At 67.6% G+C, this 21,450-nt stretch carries 23 protein-coding genes; 15 read left to right on the top strand and 8 right to left on the bottom strand.

Annotated elements, in window-relative coordinates:
* The first annotated feature begins 8 nt into the window (after positions 1 to 8).
* From VGV37_RS16660 to VGV37_RS16620, 9 genes are all read left to right on the top strand, one after another.
* Positions 9 to 710 (top strand): response regulator transcription factor, encoded by a 702-nt coding sequence (locus VGV37_RS16660; protein WP_326880830.1) that lies wholly within the window; start codon positions 9 to 11, stop codon positions 708 to 710.
* Complete coding sequence (locus tag VGV37_RS16655) at positions 710 to 2,272, top strand: HAMP domain-containing sensor histidine kinase (RefSeq protein WP_326880829.1); 1,563 nt, start codon at positions 710 to 712, stop codon at positions 2,270 to 2,272. Before VGV37_RS16660 ends, VGV37_RS16655 begins: the two co-directional genes overlap by 1 nt.
* 116 nt (positions 2,273 to 2,388) lie before the next feature.
* Positions 2,389 to 2,829, top strand: coding sequence for a CBS domain-containing protein (locus tag VGV37_RS16650; protein WP_326880828.1), 441 nt, complete (start codon positions 2,389 to 2,391; stop codon positions 2,827 to 2,829).
* A gap of 117 nt (positions 2,830 to 2,946) precedes the next feature.
* On the top strand, positions 2,947 to 3,867 hold the full coding sequence (gene cysD / locus VGV37_RS16645; protein ID WP_326880827.1) for a sulfate adenylyltransferase subunit CysD: 921 nt from the start codon (positions 2,947 to 2,949) through the stop codon (positions 3,865 to 3,867).
* Positions 3,867 to 5,717, top strand: a complete 1,851-nt coding sequence (gene cysN / locus VGV37_RS16640; protein WP_326880826.1) for a sulfate adenylyltransferase subunit CysN — start codon at positions 3,867 to 3,869, stop codon at positions 5,715 to 5,717. Before cysD ends, cysN begins: the two co-directional genes overlap by 1 nt.
* A 63-nt stretch (positions 5,718 to 5,780) precedes the next feature.
* On the top strand, positions 5,781 to 6,062 hold the full coding sequence (locus VGV37_RS16635) for a DUF427 domain-containing protein (RefSeq protein WP_326880825.1): 282 nt from the start codon (positions 5,781 to 5,783) through the stop codon (positions 6,060 to 6,062).
* Positions 6,063 to 6,219: 157 nt separating this feature from the next.
* The gene (locus VGV37_RS16630) at positions 6,220 to 6,981 is read left to right on the top strand and encodes a hypothetical protein (protein WP_326880824.1); all 762 of its coding nucleotides are present in this window, start codon (positions 6,220 to 6,222) and stop codon (positions 6,979 to 6,981) included.
* A gap of 33 nt (positions 6,982 to 7,014) precedes the next feature.
* Entirely contained in the window at positions 7,015 to 8,448 is a 1,434-nt protein-coding gene (locus VGV37_RS16625) for a DEAD/DEAH box helicase (protein ID WP_326880823.1), read from the top strand.
* Between the two features lie 206 nt (positions 8,449 to 8,654).
* Positions 8,655 to 9,773: a lytic transglycosylase domain-containing protein gene (locus VGV37_RS16620; RefSeq protein ID WP_326880822.1), complete on the top strand. Its 1,119-nt coding sequence runs from the start codon at positions 8,655 to 8,657 to the stop codon at positions 9,771 to 9,773.
* Here the strand turns inward: VGV37_RS16620 and VGV37_RS16615 are convergent, their stop codons facing one another.
* The 3 genes from VGV37_RS16615 to VGV37_RS16605 all read right to left on the bottom strand — a co-directional run bounded on the left by VGV37_RS16615 (position 9,774) and on the right by VGV37_RS16605 (position 12,329).
* Positions 9,774 to 10,697 carry a hypothetical protein gene (locus VGV37_RS16615; RefSeq protein WP_326880821.1) on the bottom strand — a complete coding sequence of 308 codons (924 nt, stop codon included), beginning with the start codon at positions 10,695 to 10,697 and terminating at the stop codon, positions 9,774 to 9,776.
* 89 nt (positions 10,698 to 10,786) lie between these two features.
* Positions 10,787 to 11,902 (bottom strand): DNA topoisomerase IB, encoded by a 1,116-nt coding sequence (locus VGV37_RS16610; protein WP_326880820.1) that lies wholly within the window; start codon positions 11,900 to 11,902, stop codon positions 10,787 to 10,789.
* A 10-nt stretch (positions 11,903 to 11,912) separates the two neighbouring features.
* Positions 11,913 to 12,329 carry a hypothetical protein gene (locus VGV37_RS16605; RefSeq protein WP_326880819.1) on the bottom strand — a complete coding sequence of 139 codons (417 nt, stop codon included), beginning with the start codon at positions 12,327 to 12,329 and terminating at the stop codon, positions 11,913 to 11,915.
* Positions 12,330 to 12,468: 139 nt separating this feature from the next.
* Between VGV37_RS16605 and VGV37_RS16600 the strand changes: the two genes are divergently transcribed.
* Positions 12,469 to 12,789 (top strand): DUF2934 domain-containing protein, encoded by a 321-nt coding sequence (locus tag VGV37_RS16600; RefSeq protein WP_326880818.1) that lies wholly within the window; start codon positions 12,469 to 12,471, stop codon positions 12,787 to 12,789.
* Positions 12,790 to 12,844: 55 nt separating this feature from the next.
* On the opposite strand, the gene VGV37_RS16595 is transcribed toward VGV37_RS16600, so the two are convergent.
* Both VGV37_RS16595 and VGV37_RS16590 read right to left on the bottom strand, forming a co-directional pair.
* Positions 12,845 to 13,486: a DUF4142 domain-containing protein gene (locus tag VGV37_RS16595; RefSeq protein WP_326880817.1), complete on the bottom strand. Its 642-nt coding sequence runs from the start codon at positions 13,484 to 13,486 to the stop codon at positions 12,845 to 12,847.
* A complete protein-coding gene (locus VGV37_RS16590) occupies positions 13,483 to 14,565 on the bottom strand; it encodes an ABC transporter transmembrane domain-containing protein (protein ID WP_326880816.1) in 1,083 nt (360 codons plus the stop codon). The genes VGV37_RS16595 and VGV37_RS16590 overlap by 4 nt, the downstream gene beginning before the upstream one ends.
* 135 nt (positions 14,566 to 14,700) lie before the next feature.
* Between VGV37_RS16590 and VGV37_RS16585 the strand changes: the two genes are divergently transcribed.
* Both VGV37_RS16585 and VGV37_RS16580 read left to right on the top strand, forming a co-directional pair.
* On the top strand, positions 14,701 to 14,913 hold the full coding sequence (locus VGV37_RS16585; RefSeq protein WP_326880815.1) for a hypothetical protein: 213 nt from the start codon (positions 14,701 to 14,703) through the stop codon (positions 14,911 to 14,913).
* Between the two features lie 19 nt (positions 14,914 to 14,932).
* On the top strand, positions 14,933 to 15,481 hold the full coding sequence (locus VGV37_RS16580) for a type 1 glutamine amidotransferase domain-containing protein (RefSeq protein ID WP_326880814.1): 549 nt from the start codon (positions 14,933 to 14,935) through the stop codon (positions 15,479 to 15,481).
* Positions 15,482 to 15,484: 3 nt separating this feature from the next.
* On the opposite strand, the gene VGV37_RS16575 is transcribed toward VGV37_RS16580, so the two are convergent.
* Positions 15,485 to 15,979: a MarR family winged helix-turn-helix transcriptional regulator gene (locus tag VGV37_RS16575; protein ID WP_326880813.1), complete on the bottom strand. Its 495-nt coding sequence runs from the start codon at positions 15,977 to 15,979 to the stop codon at positions 15,485 to 15,487.
* 231 nt (positions 15,980 to 16,210) lie between these two features.
* On the opposite strand from VGV37_RS16575, the gene panE reads away from it, so the two are divergent.
* Both panE and VGV37_RS16565 read left to right on the top strand, forming a co-directional pair.
* A complete protein-coding gene (gene panE, locus VGV37_RS16570; protein ID WP_326880812.1) occupies positions 16,211 to 17,137 on the top strand; it encodes a 2-dehydropantoate 2-reductase in 927 nt (308 codons plus the stop codon).
* A gap of 58 nt (positions 17,138 to 17,195) precedes the next feature.
* Positions 17,196 to 18,725: an HAL/PAL/TAL family ammonia-lyase gene (locus VGV37_RS16565; RefSeq protein WP_326880811.1), complete on the top strand. Its 1,530-nt coding sequence runs from the start codon at positions 17,196 to 17,198 to the stop codon at positions 18,723 to 18,725.
* Here the strand turns inward: VGV37_RS16565 and VGV37_RS16560 are convergent.
* Together VGV37_RS16560 and VGV37_RS16555 are read right to left on the bottom strand one after the other, a co-directional pair.
* On the bottom strand, positions 18,722 to 19,471 hold the full coding sequence (locus VGV37_RS16560) for a DUF4440 domain-containing protein (protein ID WP_326880810.1): 750 nt from the start codon (positions 19,469 to 19,471) through the stop codon (positions 18,722 to 18,724). The genes VGV37_RS16565 and VGV37_RS16560 overlap by 4 nt on opposite strands.
* Positions 19,472 to 19,533: 62 nt before the next feature.
* Complete coding sequence (locus VGV37_RS16555; protein WP_326880809.1) at positions 19,534 to 20,412, bottom strand: LysR family transcriptional regulator; 879 nt, start codon at positions 20,410 to 20,412, stop codon at positions 19,534 to 19,536.
* A 90-nt stretch (positions 20,413 to 20,502) separates the two neighbouring features.
* On the opposite strand from VGV37_RS16555, the gene VGV37_RS16550 reads away from it, so the two are divergent.
* Positions 20,503 to 21,435 carry an NADP-dependent oxidoreductase gene (locus VGV37_RS16550; protein WP_326880808.1) on the top strand — a complete coding sequence of 311 codons (933 nt, stop codon included), beginning with the start codon at positions 20,503 to 20,505 and terminating at the stop codon, positions 21,433 to 21,435.
* Positions 21,436 to 21,450 lie beyond the last annotated feature (15 nt).

Here is a 21,450-nt window from a genome sequence, read left to right as displayed (position 1 = left end):
AAGAACCTTTGCCCCATCGTATCCTGGTCGTCGACGATGAGCCGAACATCCGGGAGGTTATCTGTTTCGCGCTCGATCGCGCGGGCATGACGACGATGACGGCACGCGACGGCACCGAGGCGCTGGCGCGCTTCGGCGAGACCAGGCCCGATCTGATCGTGCTGGACATCGGCATGCCGGAGACGGACGGCCTGGAGGTCTGCCGCCAGATCCGCAAGACCTCGGACATTCCGATCCTGTTCCTGTCGGCACGCGACGAGGAGATCGACCGCGTGCTGGGGCTGGAGATCGGCGGCGACGACTACGTGACGAAGCCATTCAGCCCGCGCGAGCTGGTCGCCCGGATCAACGTGATCCTGAAACGAACGATCCATCGTCCGGCGGCCGTCGGCGACGGAACCGCCGCCGTCGCGCGCGGCGACCTGAGCCTCGATCCGATCCGCCATCAAGCGACGTTCGGCGGCTTGCCGATCCCGCTGACCGCGATCGAGTTCGAGATCGTCAAGGCGCTGCTCTCGCGGCCGGAAATGGTCTTCAACCGCGACCGGATCATGGCGATCGCCTATCCGACCAATACCCATGTGGCAGACCGCACGATCGACAGCCACGTCCGCAACGTCCGGGCCAAGCTGGCGGCCGCGGGATGCGAGGCGGCGATCGACACGGTGCACGGCGTGGGATTCCGCATCGGCCGATGCGAAGCCCGGTGATGAAGGCGAAATGGCGACCGCCGCTGGGGCTGGTGATCTTCGCGGTCCTATCGGCGGTAGCGGCCCTGCCGCTGGTCGGTCTGTTCCTGTTCCGGCTCTACGACAACCAGCTGATCCGGCAGACCGAGCACGAGCTGATCGCCCAGGGCGCCACCTTGTCGGCCGTGTTCGCGAGCGAGGTCGCGGGAGCGGCTCCCACCCTGACGCTCGGCGCGCTTCGACCGATCGAGCTCGGGGGGCATCCGGACGAACCCTACCATCCGGTCGCGGCCACCCTGAATCTCGCCCACGACGGCCTGCTGCCGCCCCGGCCGGAAGCGATACCGGCCACGGCGCCACCGGACCCCGAGTTCGTAAAAATCGGCATTCGCCTGTCCGACCTGGCGGCGCAGGCGCAAAAGGTCACCCTGACCGGCTTCAGGATCCTGGACCCCCGCGGCATCGTGATCGGCGGGCGCGAAGAGGTCGGGCGGTCGCTGGCCGACGTCGACGAGGTCGCGGCGGCGCTGGCAGGTCACTATAAGAGCGTACTGCGGCAGCGGATCCCCGATGGGCCTGAACCGGCGCTCTCCTCGATCAGCCGTGGCGCCCACGTCCGGGTCTTCGTCGCGATGCCGGCGTTCGCGGGCAATCGCGTCGTCGGCGTCGTCTATCTGTCGCGAACGCCGAACAACATCGTCGAGAGCCTGTACGCCGAGCGCAGGAACGTGCTGCTGGCGGCGCTCGCCGTCCTGCTGGTGACCATGGGCATCGGCTTCGTGTTCCTGCGCGCCCTGACGCGGCCGATCCACGAGCTGATGCGGCGGACCGAGGAGATCCAGCAGGGCGACCGCGACGCCATCCGCCCGCTGGTCCACCACGGCACGCGCGAGATCGCCCGCCTGTCCGAGAGCTTTCTCGACATGGCACGCAGCCTGTTCGACCGATCAGACTATATCGCCACCTTCACCGCCCATGTGTCCCACGAGCTGAAATCGCCGCTGACCTCGATCCAGGGCGCGGCAGAGCTGCTGCGCGACGATGCCGGGCAGATGAGCGAGCCGGAGCGGCGCCGGTTCCTCGGCAACATCATCGACGACGCGGCGCGGCTGGCGACGCTGGTCCGGCGTTTGCGGGAACTGGCCAAGGCGGACAATCCGCAGCTCGGCGGCAAGACGAGCCTCGGCACCATCATAGCGAAGCTGGGCGCTTCGGCAGGACTTGCGATCGAGGCGGCGGGGGAATCGGATACGGACATTGCAATGTCCGAGGAAAACGCGACGATCGTCTTCTCCCATCTGGCCGACAATGCCGCGCAGCACGGCGCCTCGTGGCTTCGCGTGACGGTCGAGCGCGGCGCGCCGGAACTGATGCGCATCACAGTCGCCGACGACGGCACGGGCATTTCCGAAGGCAATCGGTCGCGCATCTTCGATCCGCATTTCACGACCCGGCGGGAGAGCGGTGGGACCGGCATGGGCCTCGCCATCGTGCAATCGCTGCTGCGCGCCCATGGCGGCGGGGTCCGGCTCGTCTCCGCCGACGAGGGCGGCACCTTCGAGATCTCGATCCCGCGGGCATGAGCCACGGCCCTCACGTCTTTACAACCAAACCTCGCGCAATCAGGTATCATCTTGAAAATGAACGCCGCGGGCATCGGTCCGGCAGCGGCGTCGCACAGCGATCACGGGAGGCGTCCATGAAGAATGCAGGCGATATCCTTCAGTCCAAGCCCGATGCGACCGTCCATAAAGTGACCCCGACCACCTCGATGTTCGACGCCATTACCCTGATGGCGGAGAAGAACATCGGCGCCCTGCTGGTCATGGACGGCGAGACGATCCGGGGCATCGTGTCCGAGCGCGACTATGCGCGAAAGATCATCCTGGCCGGTCGGTCGTCGCGCGACACCCCGGTGGCCGACGTTATGACCGCCCCCGTGATGTATGTCGCCCCCTCGGCCAGCACCCAGGAATGCATGGCCCTGATGACCGGCAAACGCCTGCGCCATCTGCCGGTGATGGATGAGGGCAGGCTGCTCGGCATGATCTCGATCGGCGACCTGGTGAAGGACATCATCTCGGAGCAGAATTTCATGATCGAGCAGTTGCAGCACTATATCTCCGGGCGCCCCGCGTAGATCCGGCCAAAACCACACAGCTCGCAAAAATATCGGGCCAGACGTCCGAAAAAAGGCGGTTGCGGGCGATCGTCATCCTATGGTGCCTGCTGCCGATGATCGAGCGAGGGGAATAGGGTGCAGTCGGGTCAGTGGAAAAAGCCGCTCACGCATCTCGAGCGCCTGGAGGCCGAGAGCATCCACATCCTGCGCGAGGTGGTCGCCGAGGTGGAGAACCCGGTGATGCTCTATTCGATCGGCAAGGACAGCGCGGTCATGCTGCATCTGGCCCTGAAGGCGTTCTTTCCCGGCAAGCTGCCATTCCCGCTGCTGCATGTCGATACGACCTGGAAATTCCGCGAGATGATCGCGTTTCGCGACCAGATCGCGAAGCGCTTCGACCTCGATCTGCGCGTCCACGTCAATCTGGACGGCCTGGCCCAGGGCATCGGCCCGTTCACCCATGGCTCGGAACGCCACACCCACGTCATGAAGACCGAAGGATTGAAGCAGGCGCTCGATGCCGGCAAGTTCGACGCGGCCTTCGGCGGCGCCCGGCGCGACGAGGAGAAGAGCCGCGCCAAGGAGCGCATCTTCAGCTTCCGCTCGGCCCAGCACCGCTGGGACCCGAAGCACCAGCGGCCCGAACTCTGGCACCTCTACAATACCCGCAAGAACAAGGGCGAGAGCATCCGCGTGTTCCCGCTGTCCAATTGGACCGAACTCGACATCTGGCTGTACATCCAGCAGCAGGACATTCCGATCGTGCCGCTGTACCTGGCCAAGGAGCGGCCGGTGGTGCAGCGCGACGGCACCTGGATCATGGTCGACGACGAACGCATGCCGCTCGAGCCGGGCGAGGTTCCGGAAATGCGCCGGGTGCGCTTCCGCACGCTCGGCTGCTATCCGTTGACCGGTGCGGTCGAGAGCGAGGCCGACACCTTGCCCAAGATCATCGACGAGATGCTGGCGGCGACCAGTTCCGAGCGCCAGGGTCGCATGATCGACAAGGATGCCGCGGCCTCGATGGAGCAGAAGAAGCAGGAGGGCTATTTCTGATGGCACCCCGGCAACTGGGCCTGCTGCGCTTCATCACCTGCGGCAGCGTCGACGACGGCAAGAGCACGCTCATCGGCCGGCTGCTCTACGAATCCAAGATGCTGTTCGACGATCAACTGGCGGCACTCGAAACCGATAGCCGCAAGGTCGGAACTCAGGGCGGCGAGCTCGATTTCGCCCTGCTGGTCGACGGTCTGTCGGCCGAGCGCGAACAGGGCATCACCATCGACGTCGCCTATCGCTTCTTTGCGACCGAGCGGCGCAAATTCATCGTCGCCGACACGCCGGGCCACGAACAATATACCCGCAACATGGTGACGGGCGCGTCGACCGCCGACCTCGCCATCATCCTGGTCGATGCGCGCAAGGGCGTGCTGACCCAGACCCGGCGTCATGCCTACCTGGTCTCGCTGCTGGGCATCCGCCGGGTCGTGCTGGCGATCAACAAGATGGACCTGGTCGATTTCGACCAGGAGACCCACGACCGGATCCTGGCCGAATTCACCGAATTCGCCGGCAAGCTGGGCCTGGCCGACATCGCCGCGATCCCGCTGTCGGCCCTGCGCGGCGACAATGTCACCGAGAAAAGCGGCCGCATGCCCTGGTACCGGGGCCCGGCGCTGCTGCCCTATCTGGACGAGGTCGAACTGCCCGACGCCGCTGCGGGCCGCCCGTTCCGCATGCCGGTGCAATGGGTCAATCGACCGAACCTCGATTTCCGCGGCTTCAGCGGCCTCGTCGCCTCCGGCCGGATCCGGCCGGGCGACCCGGTGCGCGTCGTGCCCTCGGGCCGGACCAGCACGATCGCGCGCATCGTGACCGCCGACGGCGATCTGGACGAAGCGGTCGAGGGACAGTCGATCACCCTGACGCTGGCCGACGAGATCGACATCAGCCGCGGCGACGTGCTGGCCGATGCCGCGAACCCGCCGGAAGCCGCCGACCAGTTCGAGGTCACCCTGATCTGGATGGCGGAAGAGCCGATGCTGCCCGGCCGGTCCTACCTGCTGAAGCTGGGTGCCAAGACCGTCGCCTGTACGGTGACGTCGGCCAAGTACAAGGTGAACGTCAACACGCTCGAGCATCTGGCCGCCAAGTCGTTGGGCCTGAACGAGATCGGCATCTGCAACATCGGGCTGGACCAGCCGATCGCGTTCGATGCCTACGCGGACAATCGCGACACCGGCGGCTTCATCCTGATCGACCGGATGACCAACGAGACGGTCGGCGCCGGCCTGCTGCATTTCGGATTGCGCCGGGCGCAGAACGTCCATTGGCAGCCGGTCGACATCGACAAGGCGGCCCAGGCCAAGCTCAAGGGCCAGAAGCCCTGTATCCTATGGTTCACCGGCCTGTCCGGCGCCGGCAAATCGACCATCGCCAACCTGGTGGCCCAGGATCTGTTCGCGCGCGGCCGGCATACGGCCCTGCTGGACGGCGACAACGTGCGCCACGGGCTGAACAAGGACCTGGGCTTCACCGATGCCGACCGGGTCGAGAACATCCGCCGGGTCGCCGAGGTCGGCAAGCTGATGGTCGAGGCCGGGCTGATCGTGATGGTCTCGTTCATCTCGCCGTTCCGGGCCGAGCGGCGCATGGCGCGCGAGATCCTGCAGCCGGGCGAGTTCATCGAGATCTTCGTCGACACGCCGCTGGCCGTGGCCGAAGAGCGCGACGTGAAGGGCCTCTACAAGAAGGCCCGGCGCGGCGAGCTCGCCCATTTCACCGGCATCGACAGCCCGTACGAGGCGCCGGAGGCGCCGGACATCCGTGTCAACACCTCGATCATGACGGCGCGCGAGGCGGCCGACGACATCGTCAAGCACCTGATCGATCACGCCATCGTCTAAGCCGGCCCTTGCTTCGAGACCGACCGCATCCAATCTGCAAGGCATCGCAGAGGAGCAGGATCGATGAAGGCCATCTGGAACGGCACGGTCGTCGCCGAGAGCGACGATATCGTGAAAGTCGAAGGCAACGCCTATTTCCCGGCTGCGGCCTTGAAGCGCGAACTGATCGAGGACACTGCGCTGACCAGCGTCTGCCCGTGGAAGGGCACGGCGCATTACTACAGCCTGAAGGTCGGCCAGCAGACGAACGAAAATGCCGTCTGGTATTATCCGGCGCCCAAGGAAGCCGCGGCCGAGATCAAGGACCGCGTCGCCTTCTGGAAAGGCGTCGAGATCGTCGCCTGAGCCACGAGGACTCCGATCACCGTCAAATGCGCATCGCGATAGGAATATGCAGGCGCAATCCGTGCGACTATGGTTTATGACTTCTCATACATGAGAGATCCGGCGCGCCCCGCAGGGGGTGGCGTCATCCGTATTTTCCAAAGAAAATAGCCCGACCATGACATCGAAAATCCCGCCAGCGGAATGGGACGCCATCGCTACGCGTCGCGATAGCGGCGAATCCGTTGCCTATATCGCCCGCACCTACGAGACCAGCCCGGCCACGATCTACGGCATCCTGAAGAAGGTTGCCGAGGCCAAGGGCGGTGTGCCGGAAGCGCCGGAGCCCGTTCAACCGGCAGCACCGCCGGCGATCGAGCCGCCGGCAGCCGCCCCGCCGGCCCCGGCACCGCGGCCGACCCCATCGCGCCTGACCCTGACGCCGACGGCCCGCCCGCCGGTGGTGCAGCCGAGCGCGCCTGTCGCGGCCCCGGTACAGGAAACCGTGGCACCACCGGCGCCGGCCGCACCGCCGGCACCGAAGGAGCCGTTCCGCTTCACCTACGAGAACCGGGCCGTCGAGCCGCCGGTCCGCCAGCCGCGCGCGCCCGTACCGCCCCGGCCCTTTGCCGATGTCGAGCCGAAGACGGCATTGAACGCCAACCTGGATGCGGAATTGCGCGCCCAGGCCGATGCCGCCATCGTGGCGTTCCAGACCGCATTCGAGGCGGTGCTTGGTGAAGAGACCGTGGCCACGCGCAAGGAATTGCGCCAGGCGGCCTCCGACCTGATGCGGGTCGCCGCCCGCACCACGATCGCGCTGGAGCGCAAGGATGCGATCGTCGACCGCGCCGCCATGCCGGCGATGCAGCGTCCGCGCAACGACCTGGTCCAGGAGCCGGGCGAGTATCGGCAGAACCGTCGCCCGCCGCGCGGCTGACCGACCATCGCCCAGGATGACGGGCGGGACGAAATGACCGCCATCGCGGACGCGGCCCCGCTGTTCGTGCCGCGTCCGCATCAGGTCGAGGCGCGCGACGCAATCCTCGCGGCGCGCTATCGCGGGCGCCCGGGTTTCCTGTTGGGCGACCTGACCGGGCTCGGCAAGACGCTCGCAGCCTGGCTCGCCGTGGCCGCGATGCCCGAGACCGAGGTGCTTATCGTCTGTCCGAAAGGCGCCATGCCGCAATGGCGCCGGACCATCCTGCTGTCGGGCGGGACGAACAAGGCGATCACCATCGTCAACTACGAGCGGACCAAGAGCCTGTTCGCGCCGCCGGCCGCCAGCCTGAAGCGATCGGTCCGGGCCAAGAACAACGAGTTGGCCAAGCTCGGCACGCCCAAGCGCACCTGGCCACTGACGATCTTCGACGAGAGCCATCGGCTGCGGAACCCGACCTCGCAGCAGAGCATCGCGTGCCGGCGCATCGCGGATGCCGGCCGGTTCGCGATCTACATGAGCGCCACCGCCGGCCAGTCGCCCCATGAATTGTCCTATCTGGGCCGGCTGCTGGGTCCGCTGGTCGGCGAGACCGACACGATCGGCGGCTTTCGCGACCTGATGAAGCGCCTCAGGATCGGTCGGGCCAAGGGGCGTTGGAAGAACTGGAGCTGGGATCCGAACGAGCGGGACCGGCGCGCCATGGCCGACCTGCTGTACAAGGGCGCCGACGCCATCGGCCTGCGCCGGCGACCGAGCGACATCGTCGGCTGGCCAGAGGTTCAGCGCGAGGTGGCGCCGGTCGAGCTCGACGGTCCGTCCCGCAAGCTCTACGAAACGACCTGGCGTACCTTCCGCCAGGAACTAGGCCTCGCCGGCGGCAGTACCCGCACGCCGGCCGGGCGCGTCGTCGAGATCCGCTATCGCCAGAAGGCCAGCCTGCTGCGGGTCGCCGGTACGGCGGCCTTCGCGGCCGACCTGCTCGACGACGGGCTGCAGGTCGCGGTATCCGTCGCCTTTCTGGAAACCGGTGCGGCGCTCGAGCAGCGGTTGGCCGCCGCCGGTTGGCGGGTCGGCCGCATCACCGGCGAGCGGGACGGCCCGGCGAACGAGGCAACCCGCATCGCGTTCCAGACCGGCAAGCTCGATGCGGTGATCTTCACCGTGACCGAATCGATCTCGCTGCACCGGGGCGAGTTGCCGGGCGGCGACAAGGACCGGGCGCTGATCCTCCACGACATGCGCCACAGCGCCGTCCAGCTGCAGCAGATCGAAGGCCGCTGCCACCGCGACGGCCAGCAGGCGACGATCTACTACGCCTTTGCCGAGGGCACGGTCGAAGAGCGGGTCGCGGCCCGCGTCGTCGGCCGCATGGCTGCGATGGACGGCATGGCGGGCGACGATACCGCCGACCTGGACGACATCGCGCGGCTGATCGACGAACTGGCCCTCGAACGGGCGGCCTGAGCTTCGTCATCGCTCGAAAGACGGTTTCCAACTACCCGATTCCAGACGGTTATTGCTCTTCTTCCGCCGTCATGGTTAACCTGTCGCTTCGAAGCCAGTTGGGGGAACTTCTGGCGATGGGACGCTTGTTGTTCAGGGGAACGACCGGCCGCGCTGTTGCGCGCCGTCGTATCGAAATTCGCCAGACGGTCTGTGGCATCGCACTGATGTCCGGGCTCGCCGCCTGCGCCGGACCGCCGCAGGTTGCGGGAACAGCGCCGGCGCCGGCCGTGGTACGTCCGCAGACGGTGAACGCGGCCGACTATGCGCCGCCCGGGCCGCCCGGCGACCCCTGGGGGCCCTATATCCGCGAGGCCTCGACCCGCTTCACCGTGCCGGAGAAATGGATCCGCGAAGTGATGCGGCAGGAATCCGGCGGCCATGAATATATCAACGGCGGCCTGACCACCTCGTCCGTCGGGGCCATGGGGCTGATGCAGCTGATGCCCGTGACCTACGGCCAGATGCGCGACCGTTACGGCCTGGGTCCCGACCCGTATGCGCCGCACGACAACATCATGGCGGGTACCGCCTATATCCGCGAAATGTACGCGCGCTATGGTTCGCCGGGCTTCCTCGCCGCCTATAATGCCGGGCCGGGCCGGCTCGATTCCTACCTGGTCGGCGGCACACCCCTGCCACGCGAGACGGTCGGATACCTGGCCTCGATCGCCCCGCGCCTGGGCGACGCCTCGGCGCCGACCGGACCGCTCGCCCACTACGCCATCGCCGAGACCTCGGCCGACGACCTGAACGCGCGATCCTTGAACGGCACGCTGCCTGCTCCGCGCCCCGTGACGCCGGCCGTCCAGATGGCCAGCTACCAGGTGCCCGCCAATACGCCGTCGGGCGATCTCAACCGCGAGCTCCAGGCCCGCACCGCGCGGCCGGTCGAATCCTCACCGCTCGCCGCCTATGCGCCGCCGCCGACGGCGCGATTCCAGCCGGAACCACCGCTGACGGCCGCCCATGTCATCCTGGCGTCGGCCAATGCCGGTGCAATGAATGCCGGCGCGGTATCGGCGGTCGGCGGCTGGACCGTCCAGGTCGGCGCCTTCAGTTCTCAGGCCCAGGCCCAGGCCGCTGCATCGGACGCCAAGAACCGCGCCCATGGTGCGCTGGATCGCGGCCGTCCGACCGTCGCCGCCGTGCCGCGCGCCAACGCGGCGCCGGTCTATCGGGCCCAATTGGTCGGCCTGAGCGCCGATGCGGCGAACGAGGCCTGCAACCGGCTGTCCCGCGAGCATCTCGCCTGTCTGGTCGTGGCGCCGCACGGCACCTTCTGATCAGCGGCAGATGACGTCCGCGATGGCCGCCGGCGGACCCGGACTGATGCCGCACAGCTGCGTGCCCTGGGCGAAACCAACGCGATAGACCTCGAGCGGGCGCTCGTCGGGGGCGTAGGGGTGGCGCGGCAGCAGCTGGTCCAGGTAAGTCATGCTTTGAACCGGCCCGAGCCGGCCCTGGTCTCGCCGCAAGTCGCCCAGATCCCTGCGTAAGCGTTCCGCCGCCTCGGGCGCGTAGCGGCCCGCCGTCAGCCGGCCCTCGGCGACGTCGGCCAGCACGGCGCGAAGCAGTGCGGCGCTTGGCCGCTCCGGGGCATCGGACGCAATGCTCAGCTTGGTCGCCTGGATCGGAATGCCACCGGTCATCTGCGCGCCCAATGCGCCACCGCTGACCGTGCCGCGCAGAGACGTGCCCGATTGGGCGGATGCCTTCAGGATCAGGTTGGCGGGCCCGACCCACGCGCGCAGCGTGATCTGGTCACCGTCGATGCTGCCTGCGGCGCTGTGCGACAGCCGCAGGCACCGAGCATCGAGCGCCGTCCCGCTCTGCCGCAGCTCGCAGATGTCCCGGTCGCCGGTCTCGCCGCTGTAGCGGATATGGACACCGGAAAATATCCCGACATCCATGCCGAGCCGCTTCGGCGAATTCACCTTCCAAAGACCAGAGAAGCTGTGACCGACCACGGTGATCTCTTCGGTCGGTGTCATACGCCCCTGCGAGGCCACCGGTTCGGCGTCGGCTTCGATCGAGGCGGTCACGGCCGGCGCTGCAGCCGGCATCTGCGTCGGTCGAGCGACCTCGGCAAGGACGAGAGTGTCGGCAGTCCCCTCGATCGTCCGATCGCCGGGTTCGTCCTGGCGCGACACGCAACCGCCGAGCAGGGCCGCAACGACCGCCACCTGGACCATCCGGTCGATCCGCATCGATCCCCCCTCCAGAACCCTACCCATCATGGAGCAGAGGCATTGGAAAGGCCAAAGGCCGATGCGCTTCAACCCGCTCCGGTAGCGCGTCAGGCGCTTTCCTCGAGCAGCGCCAGAACGGCCGCCTCCTCCGCCGACAGGCCGGCACGGGGCCGCGTGGTGAACCGCTTGACCAGCGCCGTGAACCGCCCGGCCAAGCCGCCGGTCATGTGGCCGTCCAACACTGCCGGATGGATATAGCACTTGCGGCAGATCGCCGGCGTGTTGCCGAGGGCGGCCGAGACCTTTTCGATCACCCGCAGCATGGCGCGCTTGCGATCGGCATCGCTCTCGCCCGCTTCCTCGGCGGCGAGCGCCAGGACCGACAGGTAGGTGCCGGCCCAGGTGCGGAAATCCTTGGCCGTGATCTCCTCTTCGCTTACCGCACGCAGATAGTCGTTGACGTCGGTCGAGCTCAGCGTATGGCGCTGGCCGTCGTCATCCAGATACTGGAACAGGTCCTGGCCAGGGAGATCGCGGAGACGCCGGACCAGCGAGACCAGCTGGCGATTGCGCACGACCACGTGCCATTTGATGCCCGATTTCGCCTGGAACGACAGCTCGACCCGGTTGCCGGTGATCTTCGCGTGGCGATTGCGCAAGGTGGTCAGGCCGAAGCTTTTGTTCTGCTTGGCATATTCCGCATTGCCGATCCGGATGAAGGTCGTCTCCATCAGGCGCACGAGCGTGGCCAGCACCTTCTCGCGCGGCAGGCCGTGGCGCGCCATGTCGGCGGCCACCCGTTCGCGCAGTCGGGGGAGCGCCCGGATGAAGGTCGCGACATGGCCGTATTTCGCCTCGTCGCGAAACGAGCGCCAGGCCGGATGATAACGATATTGCTTGCGCCCGCGCGCATCCCGGCCGCTCGCCTGGATATGGCCCAGCGGATCGGCACAGATCCAGACGTCCCGGTAGGCTGGCGGTACGGCGAGCGAGCGGATGCGGCTCAGCGTCGCCGGGTCGCGGATGACCGTCCCGTCGGGGTCGCGGTAGCACCACCCGCCGCCGCTTCGGCGTCGGGTGATGCCGGGCGCCTGGTCGCTGACATAGAGCAGCTTGACGGTCGTCGCCACGATCTGGGACGGCGCCCTGGCAGGCTTGGCGGGCGCAGCCACGGCAAGGGTGCCCTCGCCCGAAGGTCCGGTCGAAAGCTTGAGCACGGCCATGTCGCCGGCCTCACGCGCTCGGGTCCCGATGACCGTGAGGTCGCCCGGTCTGGGCCGCGGTCGATCGCACGGATGGCGGCAACGCGCTGTCCGGCGCATCCCCTTCAGTCCGGTCGCCGGTCAGGATGGCGACTTCGCCGGCGCCCCTGGTACGCAGGATGGCCTCGATCGAGGAAGCCTGGAGCGGATCGGCCCGGATGATGACGAGTGTCCGGCCGCCGACGAGATATTCGAGGCATCGGTCGGCGGCGTCCCGGGTCAGACCGAGTGGCTTCAGCGCCGCCACGGCGCCGTCGCCGGGGTCGATCTGGTCGACGACCGCGCCTGGAATCCGGGCCGCCGAGACTGCGTCGGCGCCGCGGATCGCGTCATCCCGGGTGTCGTAGAGCGCCACGATGGTGGCGGCCGAAATCGCTGTCGTCGACATGGCATGTCCTCCCGATCGAGGCTCGAGACCTCGAACCAGGAACCCCTGCGACCGTCTTCAGGTTCCGAGGGAACGCGGAAAGCGCACCACGTGTTCTGACGCTGGGGCGGCCTGCGCCGCCCGGCGGATGGAGCGAAGCATGAGCGCAGCATACGACGAGTACGAAGCCCGGGTTCGCGCCAGGGCCCATGAGATCTGGGTGCGCGAGGGCAAGCCTGAAGGACGCGCCGACAGCCACTGGGACCTCGCCCGCGTGGAGGTGGCGTCCGAGGAAAACATCGAGACCACACTCAAGCCGATCGAGGATGGGCCGGATGCCGAGCCCCTGCTGGCGGTAGACGGCATGGCAGATCTGCCGGGTCGCCTGTCGGACCAGGGCGAGCGGCAGGATTATCCGAGTGCACCCACCGCCAAGCCGCGAAAGGCCGGTGCCGCAAAGACGCCGGCCGGGAAGGGCTGATCGCCATGCCGCTCGAGCCCTGTCGGCACGAGCGGCAATCCGACGATCCTGCCGGCTATTTCTTCGCGAGCGCCTGAACGTCGGTCAAATGCTGCTGCAGGGTCGGCAGCGTGTCGCTGGCGAATTGCTTCAGCTGCGCATCGCCGCCGGAGGCCGCCTCTTTCTTGAACAGCGCCACCGTGTCCTTGTGCGCACTCACCTGACCCTTGAGATATTGCCGGTCGAACGCCTTGCCGTTCTGTTTCTGCAGCGACGCCAGCTGCTTCTTGTCGCTTGCGTCGAGATCGGACGGGGCCTGCGCACCCTCGGCATCCACGATCGACTTCAGCTTCTGGCCGGCGGCGGTATGATCGGCGACCATGTGCTGGCCGAACGCCTTGACGTCGGGCGACTGCGCCTGATTCTGGGCCAGCTGTCCCGCCTGGATCTCGGCCATGCCGCCCAGGGTCGCCTTCTTGACGAACGCCTTGTCCGTCGCGTTGAGGTTGGCGGCCGACTGCGGCTTGCCGACCGGCTTCGTCGCCTCCGGGCTTCCGGCCGTCGTAGTGGTGGCGCCGGGTGCCGCGGTGGTCATGCCCTGCTGCGGCGCCGGCGGATTGCTCGGCTGGACCGCGCCGGTGCCGGACGACTGCGCAAAGGCGGGCACGGTGGCGAGCAATATTGCCAGGCTGGCGGCGAGAGAGATCGTGTTGTTCATCGGGGTTCCTCTTGGCTGGGGAGCTTGTCGGCCGGAGCCGGCACGGCTTCTCCCTCCAAACAGGCGATCGATCTTTCGGTTGCAGCCTCCTCGGAGCTGGTTTCGCCCGGGCCCAGGCCCTGCGCCTGCGCATTCACCGCGTCGCGCATCAGCCGATACTTGACCTGGTTGAGGTTCACGTCGCGGAAATAGTTGACCAGATCGCCCCACGGATCGGTCATCTTTCCGATGCCCGAGATGAACGCGACGATGCCGCCCACTTCCAGATTTTGCTGGTAGACCGCCCAGCCGCCGACCAGCAGCGCCGCGATGATCTGCAGCTGGGTACTCAGGTTCATCAGGAAGTTCATGCTGAACTTGATGCTGAGGATGCCGACGTTCAGCCGGAATACCCGGTCGATCCGCTCGTCGTCGGTCCGCGCTTCCTCCTCGTCGCCCGGCGTCGTTTCGACCACGCTGATGCTGAGCCGGCGGATCACCTTGACCCGCTGCTTGGTGCGCCGGTTCATCGCCCGCTGCATCAGCGGCACGAAGATGAGCTGCGGCACGAACAGGGCAAGCGCGGACAGACCCATCCGATAGTCGACGTGCACCATGTAAGCCAGGACGGATGCCATGATGCCGATCTCCAGCAGCGGCTCGGAAATGCTGCCGCCGACGAAGCCGCCGATCGGCTCGACCTCGGACACGACCATGGAGGCCTGGACACCCTGGGCGTTGGACCCGCTCGACGCCTCGCTCGAGGACGTCACGAGCACGCGCACCCGGCGCCGGAGATCACGGGTCGAGGATTCGCCGACCCAGCCGCGATAGATGTTGAGCGCCAGCTTCGTGCCGCCTTGCAGCAGCACCGACGCGCAGAACACGCCGCATAAGACCACGATGTCGTGGTACTCGCGGTGCTTCACCAGATCGTTGACGACCCGGCGCTGCAACTCGAGCGGCACGACCTCGAGCAGGAAGACGCCGATCGTCAGCAGCGCGATGACGATCTGATGCTTCCCGGTCGTCCGGATCACGTAGCGGAACAGGCCGCGATCGAGCGTGACGTCTTTTTCGTTGAGGACGGGTTCGGTCACGGGACACTCCGGGCGCAGGTGGGTTTCCGGCAAACGCCGCACTTCCCGTTATGTCCCGCGAGTTCATTCGAGGAACCGAACGATGGAGGAAGGACTTGCTTCCTCATCGGCCATCATCTTTTGGAGGAACAGGCCATGCCCGAAAGATACCCACCGCAATTGGAAACCGAGCGCGCGCGCCAGGGCGAAACCACCGGCCGCATGCGCATCGTCCTGACTGTCTCGCTCGTCGGCGCCGTCGTGGTCCTGGCGGCGTTGCTGATCTGGTATTCGAAGGTCGGCCAGAACCACCTGCCGTCTACCGTTGCCGCCCCGACCGCGATCGGCCGGCTCTGGTCGGCCCGCTGAGCGTCCGAGGAGAGAAACCGTGGCCAATGAACTGACCGGCAAGCGGATCGCCATTCTCGCGACCGACGGGTTCGAGCAATCCGAATTGACCGTGCCGCGCCAGGCGCTGATCGCCGCCGGCGCCACGGTCGAGGTGGTCTCGCTCAAACCTGGAGAGATCCAGGGGATGAAGCATCACGACAAGGGCGACAAGGTGACCGTCGACCGGGTACTGGACCAGGCCGATGCCGGCAGCTATGCGGCGCTTGTCCTGCCCGGCGGCGTCGCCAATCCCGATACTCTGCGCACCGATACCGGCGCGGTCGCGTTCGTACGGGCCTTCGCCTCGTCGGGTAAGCCGATCGCCGCGATCTGCCACGGTCCCTGGACCCTGATCGAGGCCGACGTCGTCCGCGGTCGCACCATGACGTCCTGGCCGTCGCTCAAGACCGACCTGCGCAATGCCGGGGCCGAATGGGTCGATCGCGACGTCGTGGTCGACCACGGCCTGGTGACCAGCCGCAAGCCGGACGATCTGCCCGCCTTCTGCGCGAAGATGATCGAGGAATTCCGCGAAGGCTGCCACTGAGCCTCATCTGGGGGCCACGTCCGCTGCTCCCGTTGCCTCGAACGCCAGGGCGAAGTCGGACGACGCGATCAGGGCCAGGGTCGCGCGCAGATCGCGCGCCCGATCCGGGCCGAAGGCCGTCTCGAATCGTCGCTGGGCATCGTCCCAGAGGGCCAGGGATTCCTCGAGCTTCGCCTCGCCCGACGCGGTCAACGCCACCCGTCGGCTGCGCCTGTCGTTCGGATCGGCCGCGATGACAACGAACCCGTCGCGCTCGAGCGGCTTTAGATTATGGGCGAGCGCGGATCGATCCAGCACCAGCGCCAAGGCCAGTTCCCCCATCGACGGGGCGCCCGCCCTTGCGATGTGGATGAGGATCGAGCGCTGGGTCGACCGCAGCCCGCACGGCGCCAGGACGGCGTCGTAGAGCTGAGACACGCGCCGCGTCGCCTTGCGCAGCGCGGTGCCGTTGCACGACCCCGCGTCGGTCGGCGATAGCCTGTCTTTGCCGTCCGCCATAACCATGCCCTCTCGTCGAAACGTCGCTTGACCGATATCAGCATATGCCGGTAAGTTGCAACATTGGCATATGCCCTTAATTACGGAAGATGCTGGAACGTTGCGATTCTGCCGCTGCTCGTCCGTCCCGCCTGGCCGAACACCCTTGGTCATGGTGGCCCAGACCGGCACCACGCTGGTCGAGACGGCGTTCGCAGCGAAGCTGAGCGCCGTCTCCATGAAGGAAACCAGATGATGCGCATGCTGATCGTGGGTGCCGGGTCGACCGGCGGATATTTCGGCGGCCGCCTGGCCCAGGCCGGCCGCGACGTGACTTTCCTGGTCCGCCCGGCCAGGGCCGAGAAGCTGCGCGCGACCGGCCTGCAGATCGTCAGCCCCCATGGCGATTTCACGCTGACGCCGCAGCTCGTCACCGCCGACGCGATCGAAGCGCCGTATGATGCGATCCTGCTGACGGTGAAGGGCTACTCGCTCGACCAGGCACTCGACGATCTGGCACCCGCCGTCGGGCCGGAGACCATGATCCTGCCGGTCCTGAACGGCATGAAGCACGTCGACGCGCTCGCCGCCCGCTTCGGCGCGCCGGCCGTGGTTGGCTGTGTCTGCAAGGTCGCCACCTTCATCGACGACGATGGCCGCATCGTCCAGCTCAACAAGATGCATGATCTCGCCTATGGCGAGTTGAACGGCGAATCTTCCGCGCGGACCGCCCGGCTCGACCAGGCGATGCAGGGCGCCCGGTTCGATGCCCGCCTGTCGCCGACGATCGAGCGTCAGATGTGGGAGAAATGGGTCCTGCTGGCCAGCCTCGGCGGCATCACCTGCCTGATGCGCGGCCCGATCGGCGAGATCGCGGCGGCGCCGGGCGGTATCCAGTTTGCGGAAGGCCTGCTCGACGAAGTCGTCGCGGTCGTGACCGCCGCCGGCCACGCGCCCAGCGAGGAATTCCTGACCGCGACCCGCCCGCTGCTGGCCCAGCAAGGCTCGTCGCTGACGTCGTCGATGTACCGGGACCTGATCAAGGGACACCCGGTCGAGGTCGAGCAGATCCTGGGCGACCTGCTGGCCCGGGCCCGGACGCTCGGCGTGGCGACCCCACTGCTCGCCACGGCCTATACCCACCTGTCGATCTATCAGAATCGTCTCTCGCCACACTGATCAAGGCATCGCTGCTCTGCTACAAGGAGACCCGAACCCAAGCGGAGCCCGTGCGGACATGCTTCTCGAGTTGGACGGCCGGCCGGTCGCGTTGCGCCAGGTCGTGGCCATGGCCGGCGGGCCTGCGACCATCACGCTGTCCGACGGCGTGCGGGTCCGGCTCGCGGCCGCGCGGGCGGTGGTCGAACGCTATCTGGCCGACGGCGCCGTCCCGGTCTATGGCTTGAATACCGGCCTGGGCGGCAATCTGGCCTATCGCCTGAAGCCCGAAGAGATCCAGTCGTTCCAGGAACAGATGATCGTCGGCCGCTGCATCGGCATGGGCGAGCCGTTGCCCGAAATCCTGTGCCGAGCCGTGCTCGTCTGCCGGATCGTCGGGCTTGCGCAGGGCGGCTCGGGCCTGTCGCCTGCCGTGGTCGACCTGCTGATCGCCATACTCGCCGCCGGCGTCACGCCGGTGATCCCGTCGCGCGGCTCGATCGGTGCCGGCGACCTGGGGCTCGTCGCCCATCTGGGCGCGGTCGTGATCGGCCGCGGCCAGGCCTGGGTCGACGGCAGGATCGTGCCGGGCGGCGAGGCGCTGCACGCGGCGGGGCTGACACCGGCGACGCTCGGCGCCAAGGACGGGCTCGGACTGCTGAACGCCAGCCCGGTCGCCACGGCCCATGGCGCGCTGACGCTGGCGGCGCTGGAGGATCTGCTGCTGCAGGCGGCAGCGACGGCAGCGCTGTCGATGGAAGGCTATGCCGCCAATCCGGTCATCTTCGAGGCGCGTCTGTCGGTGACCCGTCCGGCCGGCGGTCAGGTCGCGGCCGCGACCCTGTTCCGTGCCCTGCTGGCCGACGGCGCGCTGCTTGACCCCGGCGCCGCGCGGGCGATCCAGGACGCGCTGTCGTTCCGGACCCTGGCGCCGATTTTCGGCGTGGCGTTCGACGCGCTGCGCCGCGCCGCCCGCGAGGTCGGGATCGAGCTGAACGGGGCCGTCGACAATCCGCTGGTGCTGGCGGACGAGGGCGAGATCCTGTCGACCGCAAATTTCCATACCCCGGCGATCGCGCTGGCGTTCGACGCGTTGGCGATCGCGCTGACCCACTTGGCCGCAGCCGGGGTTCAGCGCATCCAGAAGCTGATGGCGCCGCACCTCAGCCAATTGCCGAAATACCTCTCGCCGATCGGCGGTGCCAGTACCGGCTTCAACAGTCTGCAGAAGACCGCGTCGGCGCTCTATGGCGAGATCCGGCTCAAGGCCACACCGGCCAGCCTCGATGCGGTGCCGGTCTCGGACATCGTCGAGGATCACGCGCCGCAGACCCTGTTGACCATCGCCAAGCTGGCCGAGCAGATCGCGCTGTTCCGCATGCTGGTCGCGATCGAGGCGATGGTCGCGACCCAGGCCGTCGACCTGCGCGGCCTGGCCCCGCTCGGCGCCGGCTCCGCCCTGGTTCATGCCGCGGTCCGCGCCGTGGTGCCACCACTCAAGGCCGACCGGGAGACAGGCCCGGACGCGATGAAGGTCGCGGCCGCACTTACCCCGGCGCTGGCAGCAGCGCTGCGGCCGCTCGCCGAAGCGAGCGGTTGCCTGTTCTAGCCGATCTTCGTCAGCTCCAGATCGCGCCCTTCGCGCCGGCTGACATACCCGGTGACATGGCCGCCGTCGTCGCGCCGGAAGATCTTGCGCAGGCGTGGCTGGCCGGGCGTGAACAGCACGTCGCGCAATTCCGCCTTCAACGGCACGGCCGTGCCGCCGTTGGTGGAAGAGACCAAGCCGTCGTCCTTGAGCGTGATCGTGACGGTGAGGTCCGCCGCCAGGCGGTAGGTGCCGACATAGTCCTGGAGATCGGCGGGCGAGAGCGGAATGGCCGGCGGATCCTGCTGCAGGGCGAGCGTCTGGCTCGCGATCAGGCGCCAGGCCGTCCCGCGCTTCCGCCACACCTCGGTCGAGCGGTATTTGAAATCGAGCGTCTGGCCGTAAATGGTCTCGACCTGATCGTCCACGAAAGTCGCCACTGCGATATTGCCGTGATGGGTGAGCGACCAATCCGTCACCGTGATAGTGCGGGTAACGCCTTTTGGCGGCGGCGCCGCGCCGTCCAGCATGTCCTTCTTATGATCGACGCTGCCGTCCTCTTCGGTGAAGACGGCTTCGGGATCGAGGTAGCGGTCCAGCACGGCGACGTTGCCCTGTTGACCGGCGTCGGAAAATTCCTGAGTCTGCCGCTTGAGCAAAGCCGACAGATCCTCGCTCGTGGCCGATGCCGTGGCGACGCACAGACAGCAGACTGCCGCGGCACCGCCGGCAAGCCAGCGATGGCTGATCGAACGACTGACGGACATCGACATTCCTCCCAGACCTTTGAACGAGCGTAGCCAGCGGGGTAGCCGGACACCAGCGGCTTCTACAGCGACGCATCGGGAAATGCATCGCACAGGAACTGCATGAAGGCCGAGACCTTCGGGCTTTCCAGCCGTCGCGACGTATGCAGCGCCCAGATCTCCACCGACCGGTCCGACACGCCCCAGGAGACGAGCCGACCGGCCGCCAGATCGTCCCTGATGAGGAAACGGGGCAATTGAGCCGCCCCGGCACCGGCGCGGATCGCGTCGCGCACCATCATGAAGGACGATACGCGCAGGATCGGGTCGGGCAGCAGGATCCGGCTCCGCTCGCCATCTTGCAGCCGCCAGATGGTGCCCTCCGGCGCCGTCGCCAGCAGGACGGCCGGAACCGGAACGCCGATGTCGGGATCGTCGGATGGCGGCCGCGCGAGCGAGGCCGGGGCGGCGACGACCAGCTGGTCGCGGATGAAGCAGCGCCCGACCAGCTCGTGGTCCGGCCGCGGGTTGACGCGGATTACCAGGTCGTAGCCCTCCTCGACCGGATCGACGAACCGGTCGTCGGCGGTGATCTCCAGCCGGACCTCCGGATATGCCACGATGAAATCGGCCGCGATCCGGCCGAGGGCGGCATGGGCCAACAGTACCGGGGCGCTGACCCGCAACCGGCCGCGCGGCCGGGCCAGACCCGCACCGATCGTGGCACCGACCTCGGCAATCTCGCTCAGCAACCCTTCCGTCCGGGCATAGAGCGTGCTGCCCTCCTCGGTCAGCCGGAGCGAACGGGCGCCCCGTTCCAGCAAGCGCACGCCCAGGCTCTCCTCCAGCTCCATGACCCGCCGCGACAGCGTCGCTTTCGGCCGTCCGCTGGCCCGGCTCGCCCGTCCGAAGCCGCCATGGCTCGCAACCAGATTGAAATCGGCAAGCGCCAGAAGATCCATGATCGATCCACCAATGAGACGGCCCGTCTCGAATCCTACCACTTTAGGTGCCAGTTGGAACGACCATCTCCTTGGCAGAGGAGAACGAAAATGCAAACCAACAACACACTACGCATTCACGCTTACGGCGGACCCGCGGTCGCGCAGATCGATCAAGTCCCGGTGCCGACGCCGGAGACCGGCCAGGTGCTGGTTCAGGTCACCGCCGCCGGGGTCAACGGCCTCGACTGGAAAATCCGGGACGGGCTGGTCCGAGACGTGTTTCAGCTCGCCCTGCCGGCAACGCTCGGCATCGAACTTGCCGGCGTGGTCGTCGGCACGGGGCCCGGCGCCACCCGGTTCGCGGCCGGAGACCGGGTCATGGGGTCGCTGGGTGGCCTCGGCGCCTATGCCACCTTCGTCACGGTCGACGAGGCGAAGCTTTGCCGGATCCCGGCCTCGCTGACCGACGTCACGGCGGCTGCCTTGCCGGTCGCGAGCCTGACGGCATGGCAGGCGCTGCGCGCGGCGGGCGAGCTTCGCCCGGGCCAGCGGATCCTGATCCATGGCGCTGCCGGCGGTGTGGGCGGCTTCGCCGTGCAATTCGCCAAGGCGGCCGGCGCCACCGTGTATGCGACGGCCTCGGGTGCCAGCCGAACCCATGTCCTGGGCCTGGGCGCCGACGAGGTGATCGATCGCCACGCCGAACGGTTCGAGGACAGATTGCAGCAGATCGACCTCGTCCTCGACCTGGTCGGCGGCGAGACGCTCGATCGTTCCTGGTCGGTGCTGGCACCCGGCGGCGCGATCGTCAGCACGGCCGCACCCGACATCGGGCAGCGGGCGCCGGCCGGTCATCGGGGCCTGTGGTTCATGATGCGGCCCGACGCCGCTCAGCTTCGGCAGATCGCCGACGCGGTCGCTGCCGGCACCCTGCGCTCGACCCTCGCCGAGACCGTCGGCCTCGCCGGCCTGTCAGCCGCGATCGAGCGCAACAAGCAGGGCCACGCGCCCGGCAAGATCGTCTTCGACCTCAGTCTTTGAACGCAGGAGCACCCA

Origin of the sequence: Aliidongia sp. (assembly GCF_035943795.1) — a bacterium.
Lineage (GTDB): Bacteria > Pseudomonadota > Alphaproteobacteria > ATCC43930 > CGMCC-115725 > Aliidongia.
The sequence above is the reverse complement of the archived record's forward strand: the minus strand, read 5'-3'. Positions and strand labels throughout refer to the sequence as shown.

Excerpts from the sequence above, each read along its gene's own strand:
- VGV37_RS16655 (WP_326880829.1), top strand. The coding sequence starts at position 710 with ATGAAGGCGAAATGGCGACCGCCGCTGGGGCTGGTGATCTTCGCGGTC.
- VGV37_RS16650 (WP_326880828.1), top strand. The coding sequence starts at position 2,389 with ATGAAGAATGCAGGCGATATCCTTCAGTCCAAGCCCGATGCGACCGTC.
- cysN (WP_326880826.1), top strand. The coding sequence starts at position 3,867 with ATGGCACCCCGGCAACTGGGCCTGCTGCGCTTCATCACCTGCGGCAGC.
- VGV37_RS16635 (WP_326880825.1), top strand. The coding sequence starts at position 5,781 with ATGAAGGCCATCTGGAACGGCACGGTCGTCGCCGAGAGCGACGATATC.
- VGV37_RS16630 (WP_326880824.1), top strand. The coding sequence starts at position 6,220 with ATGACATCGAAAATCCCGCCAGCGGAATGGGACGCCATCGCTACGCGT.
- VGV37_RS16625 (WP_326880823.1), top strand. The coding sequence starts at position 7,015 with ATGACCGCCATCGCGGACGCGGCCCCGCTGTTCGTGCCGCGTCCGCAT.
- VGV37_RS16620 (WP_326880822.1), top strand. The coding sequence starts at position 8,655 with ATGTCCGGGCTCGCCGCCTGCGCCGGACCGCCGCAGGTTGCGGGAACA.
- VGV37_RS16615 (WP_326880821.1), bottom strand. The coding sequence starts at position 10,697 with ATGCGGATCGACCGGATGGTCCAGGTGGCGGTCGTTGCGGCCCTGCTC.
- VGV37_RS16610 (WP_326880820.1), bottom strand. The coding sequence starts at position 11,902 with ATGGCCGTGCTCAAGCTTTCGACCGGACCTTCGGGCGAGGGCACCCTT.
- VGV37_RS16605 (WP_326880819.1), bottom strand. The coding sequence starts at position 12,329 with ATGTCGACGACAGCGATTTCGGCCGCCACCATCGTGGCGCTCTACGAC.
- VGV37_RS16600 (WP_326880818.1), top strand. The coding sequence starts at position 12,469 with ATGAGCGCAGCATACGACGAGTACGAAGCCCGGGTTCGCGCCAGGGCC.
- VGV37_RS16595 (WP_326880817.1), bottom strand. The coding sequence starts at position 13,486 with ATGAACAACACGATCTCTCTCGCCGCCAGCCTGGCAATATTGCTCGCC.
- VGV37_RS16585 (WP_326880815.1), top strand. The coding sequence starts at position 14,701 with ATGCCCGAAAGATACCCACCGCAATTGGAAACCGAGCGCGCGCGCCAG.
- VGV37_RS16575 (WP_326880813.1), bottom strand. The coding sequence starts at position 15,979 with ATGGCGGACGGCAAAGACAGGCTATCGCCGACCGACGCGGGGTCGTGC.
- panE (WP_326880812.1), top strand. The coding sequence starts at position 16,211 with ATGATGCGCATGCTGATCGTGGGTGCCGGGTCGACCGGCGGATATTTC.
- VGV37_RS16565 (WP_326880811.1), top strand. The coding sequence starts at position 17,196 with ATGCTTCTCGAGTTGGACGGCCGGCCGGTCGCGTTGCGCCAGGTCGTG.
- VGV37_RS16560 (WP_326880810.1), bottom strand. The coding sequence starts at position 19,471 with ATGTCCGTCAGTCGTTCGATCAGCCATCGCTGGCTTGCCGGCGGTGCC.
- VGV37_RS16555 (WP_326880809.1), bottom strand. The coding sequence starts at position 20,412 with ATGGATCTTCTGGCGCTTGCCGATTTCAATCTGGTTGCGAGCCATGGC.
- VGV37_RS16550 (WP_326880808.1), top strand. The coding sequence starts at position 20,503 with ATGCAAACCAACAACACACTACGCATTCACGCTTACGGCGGACCCGCG.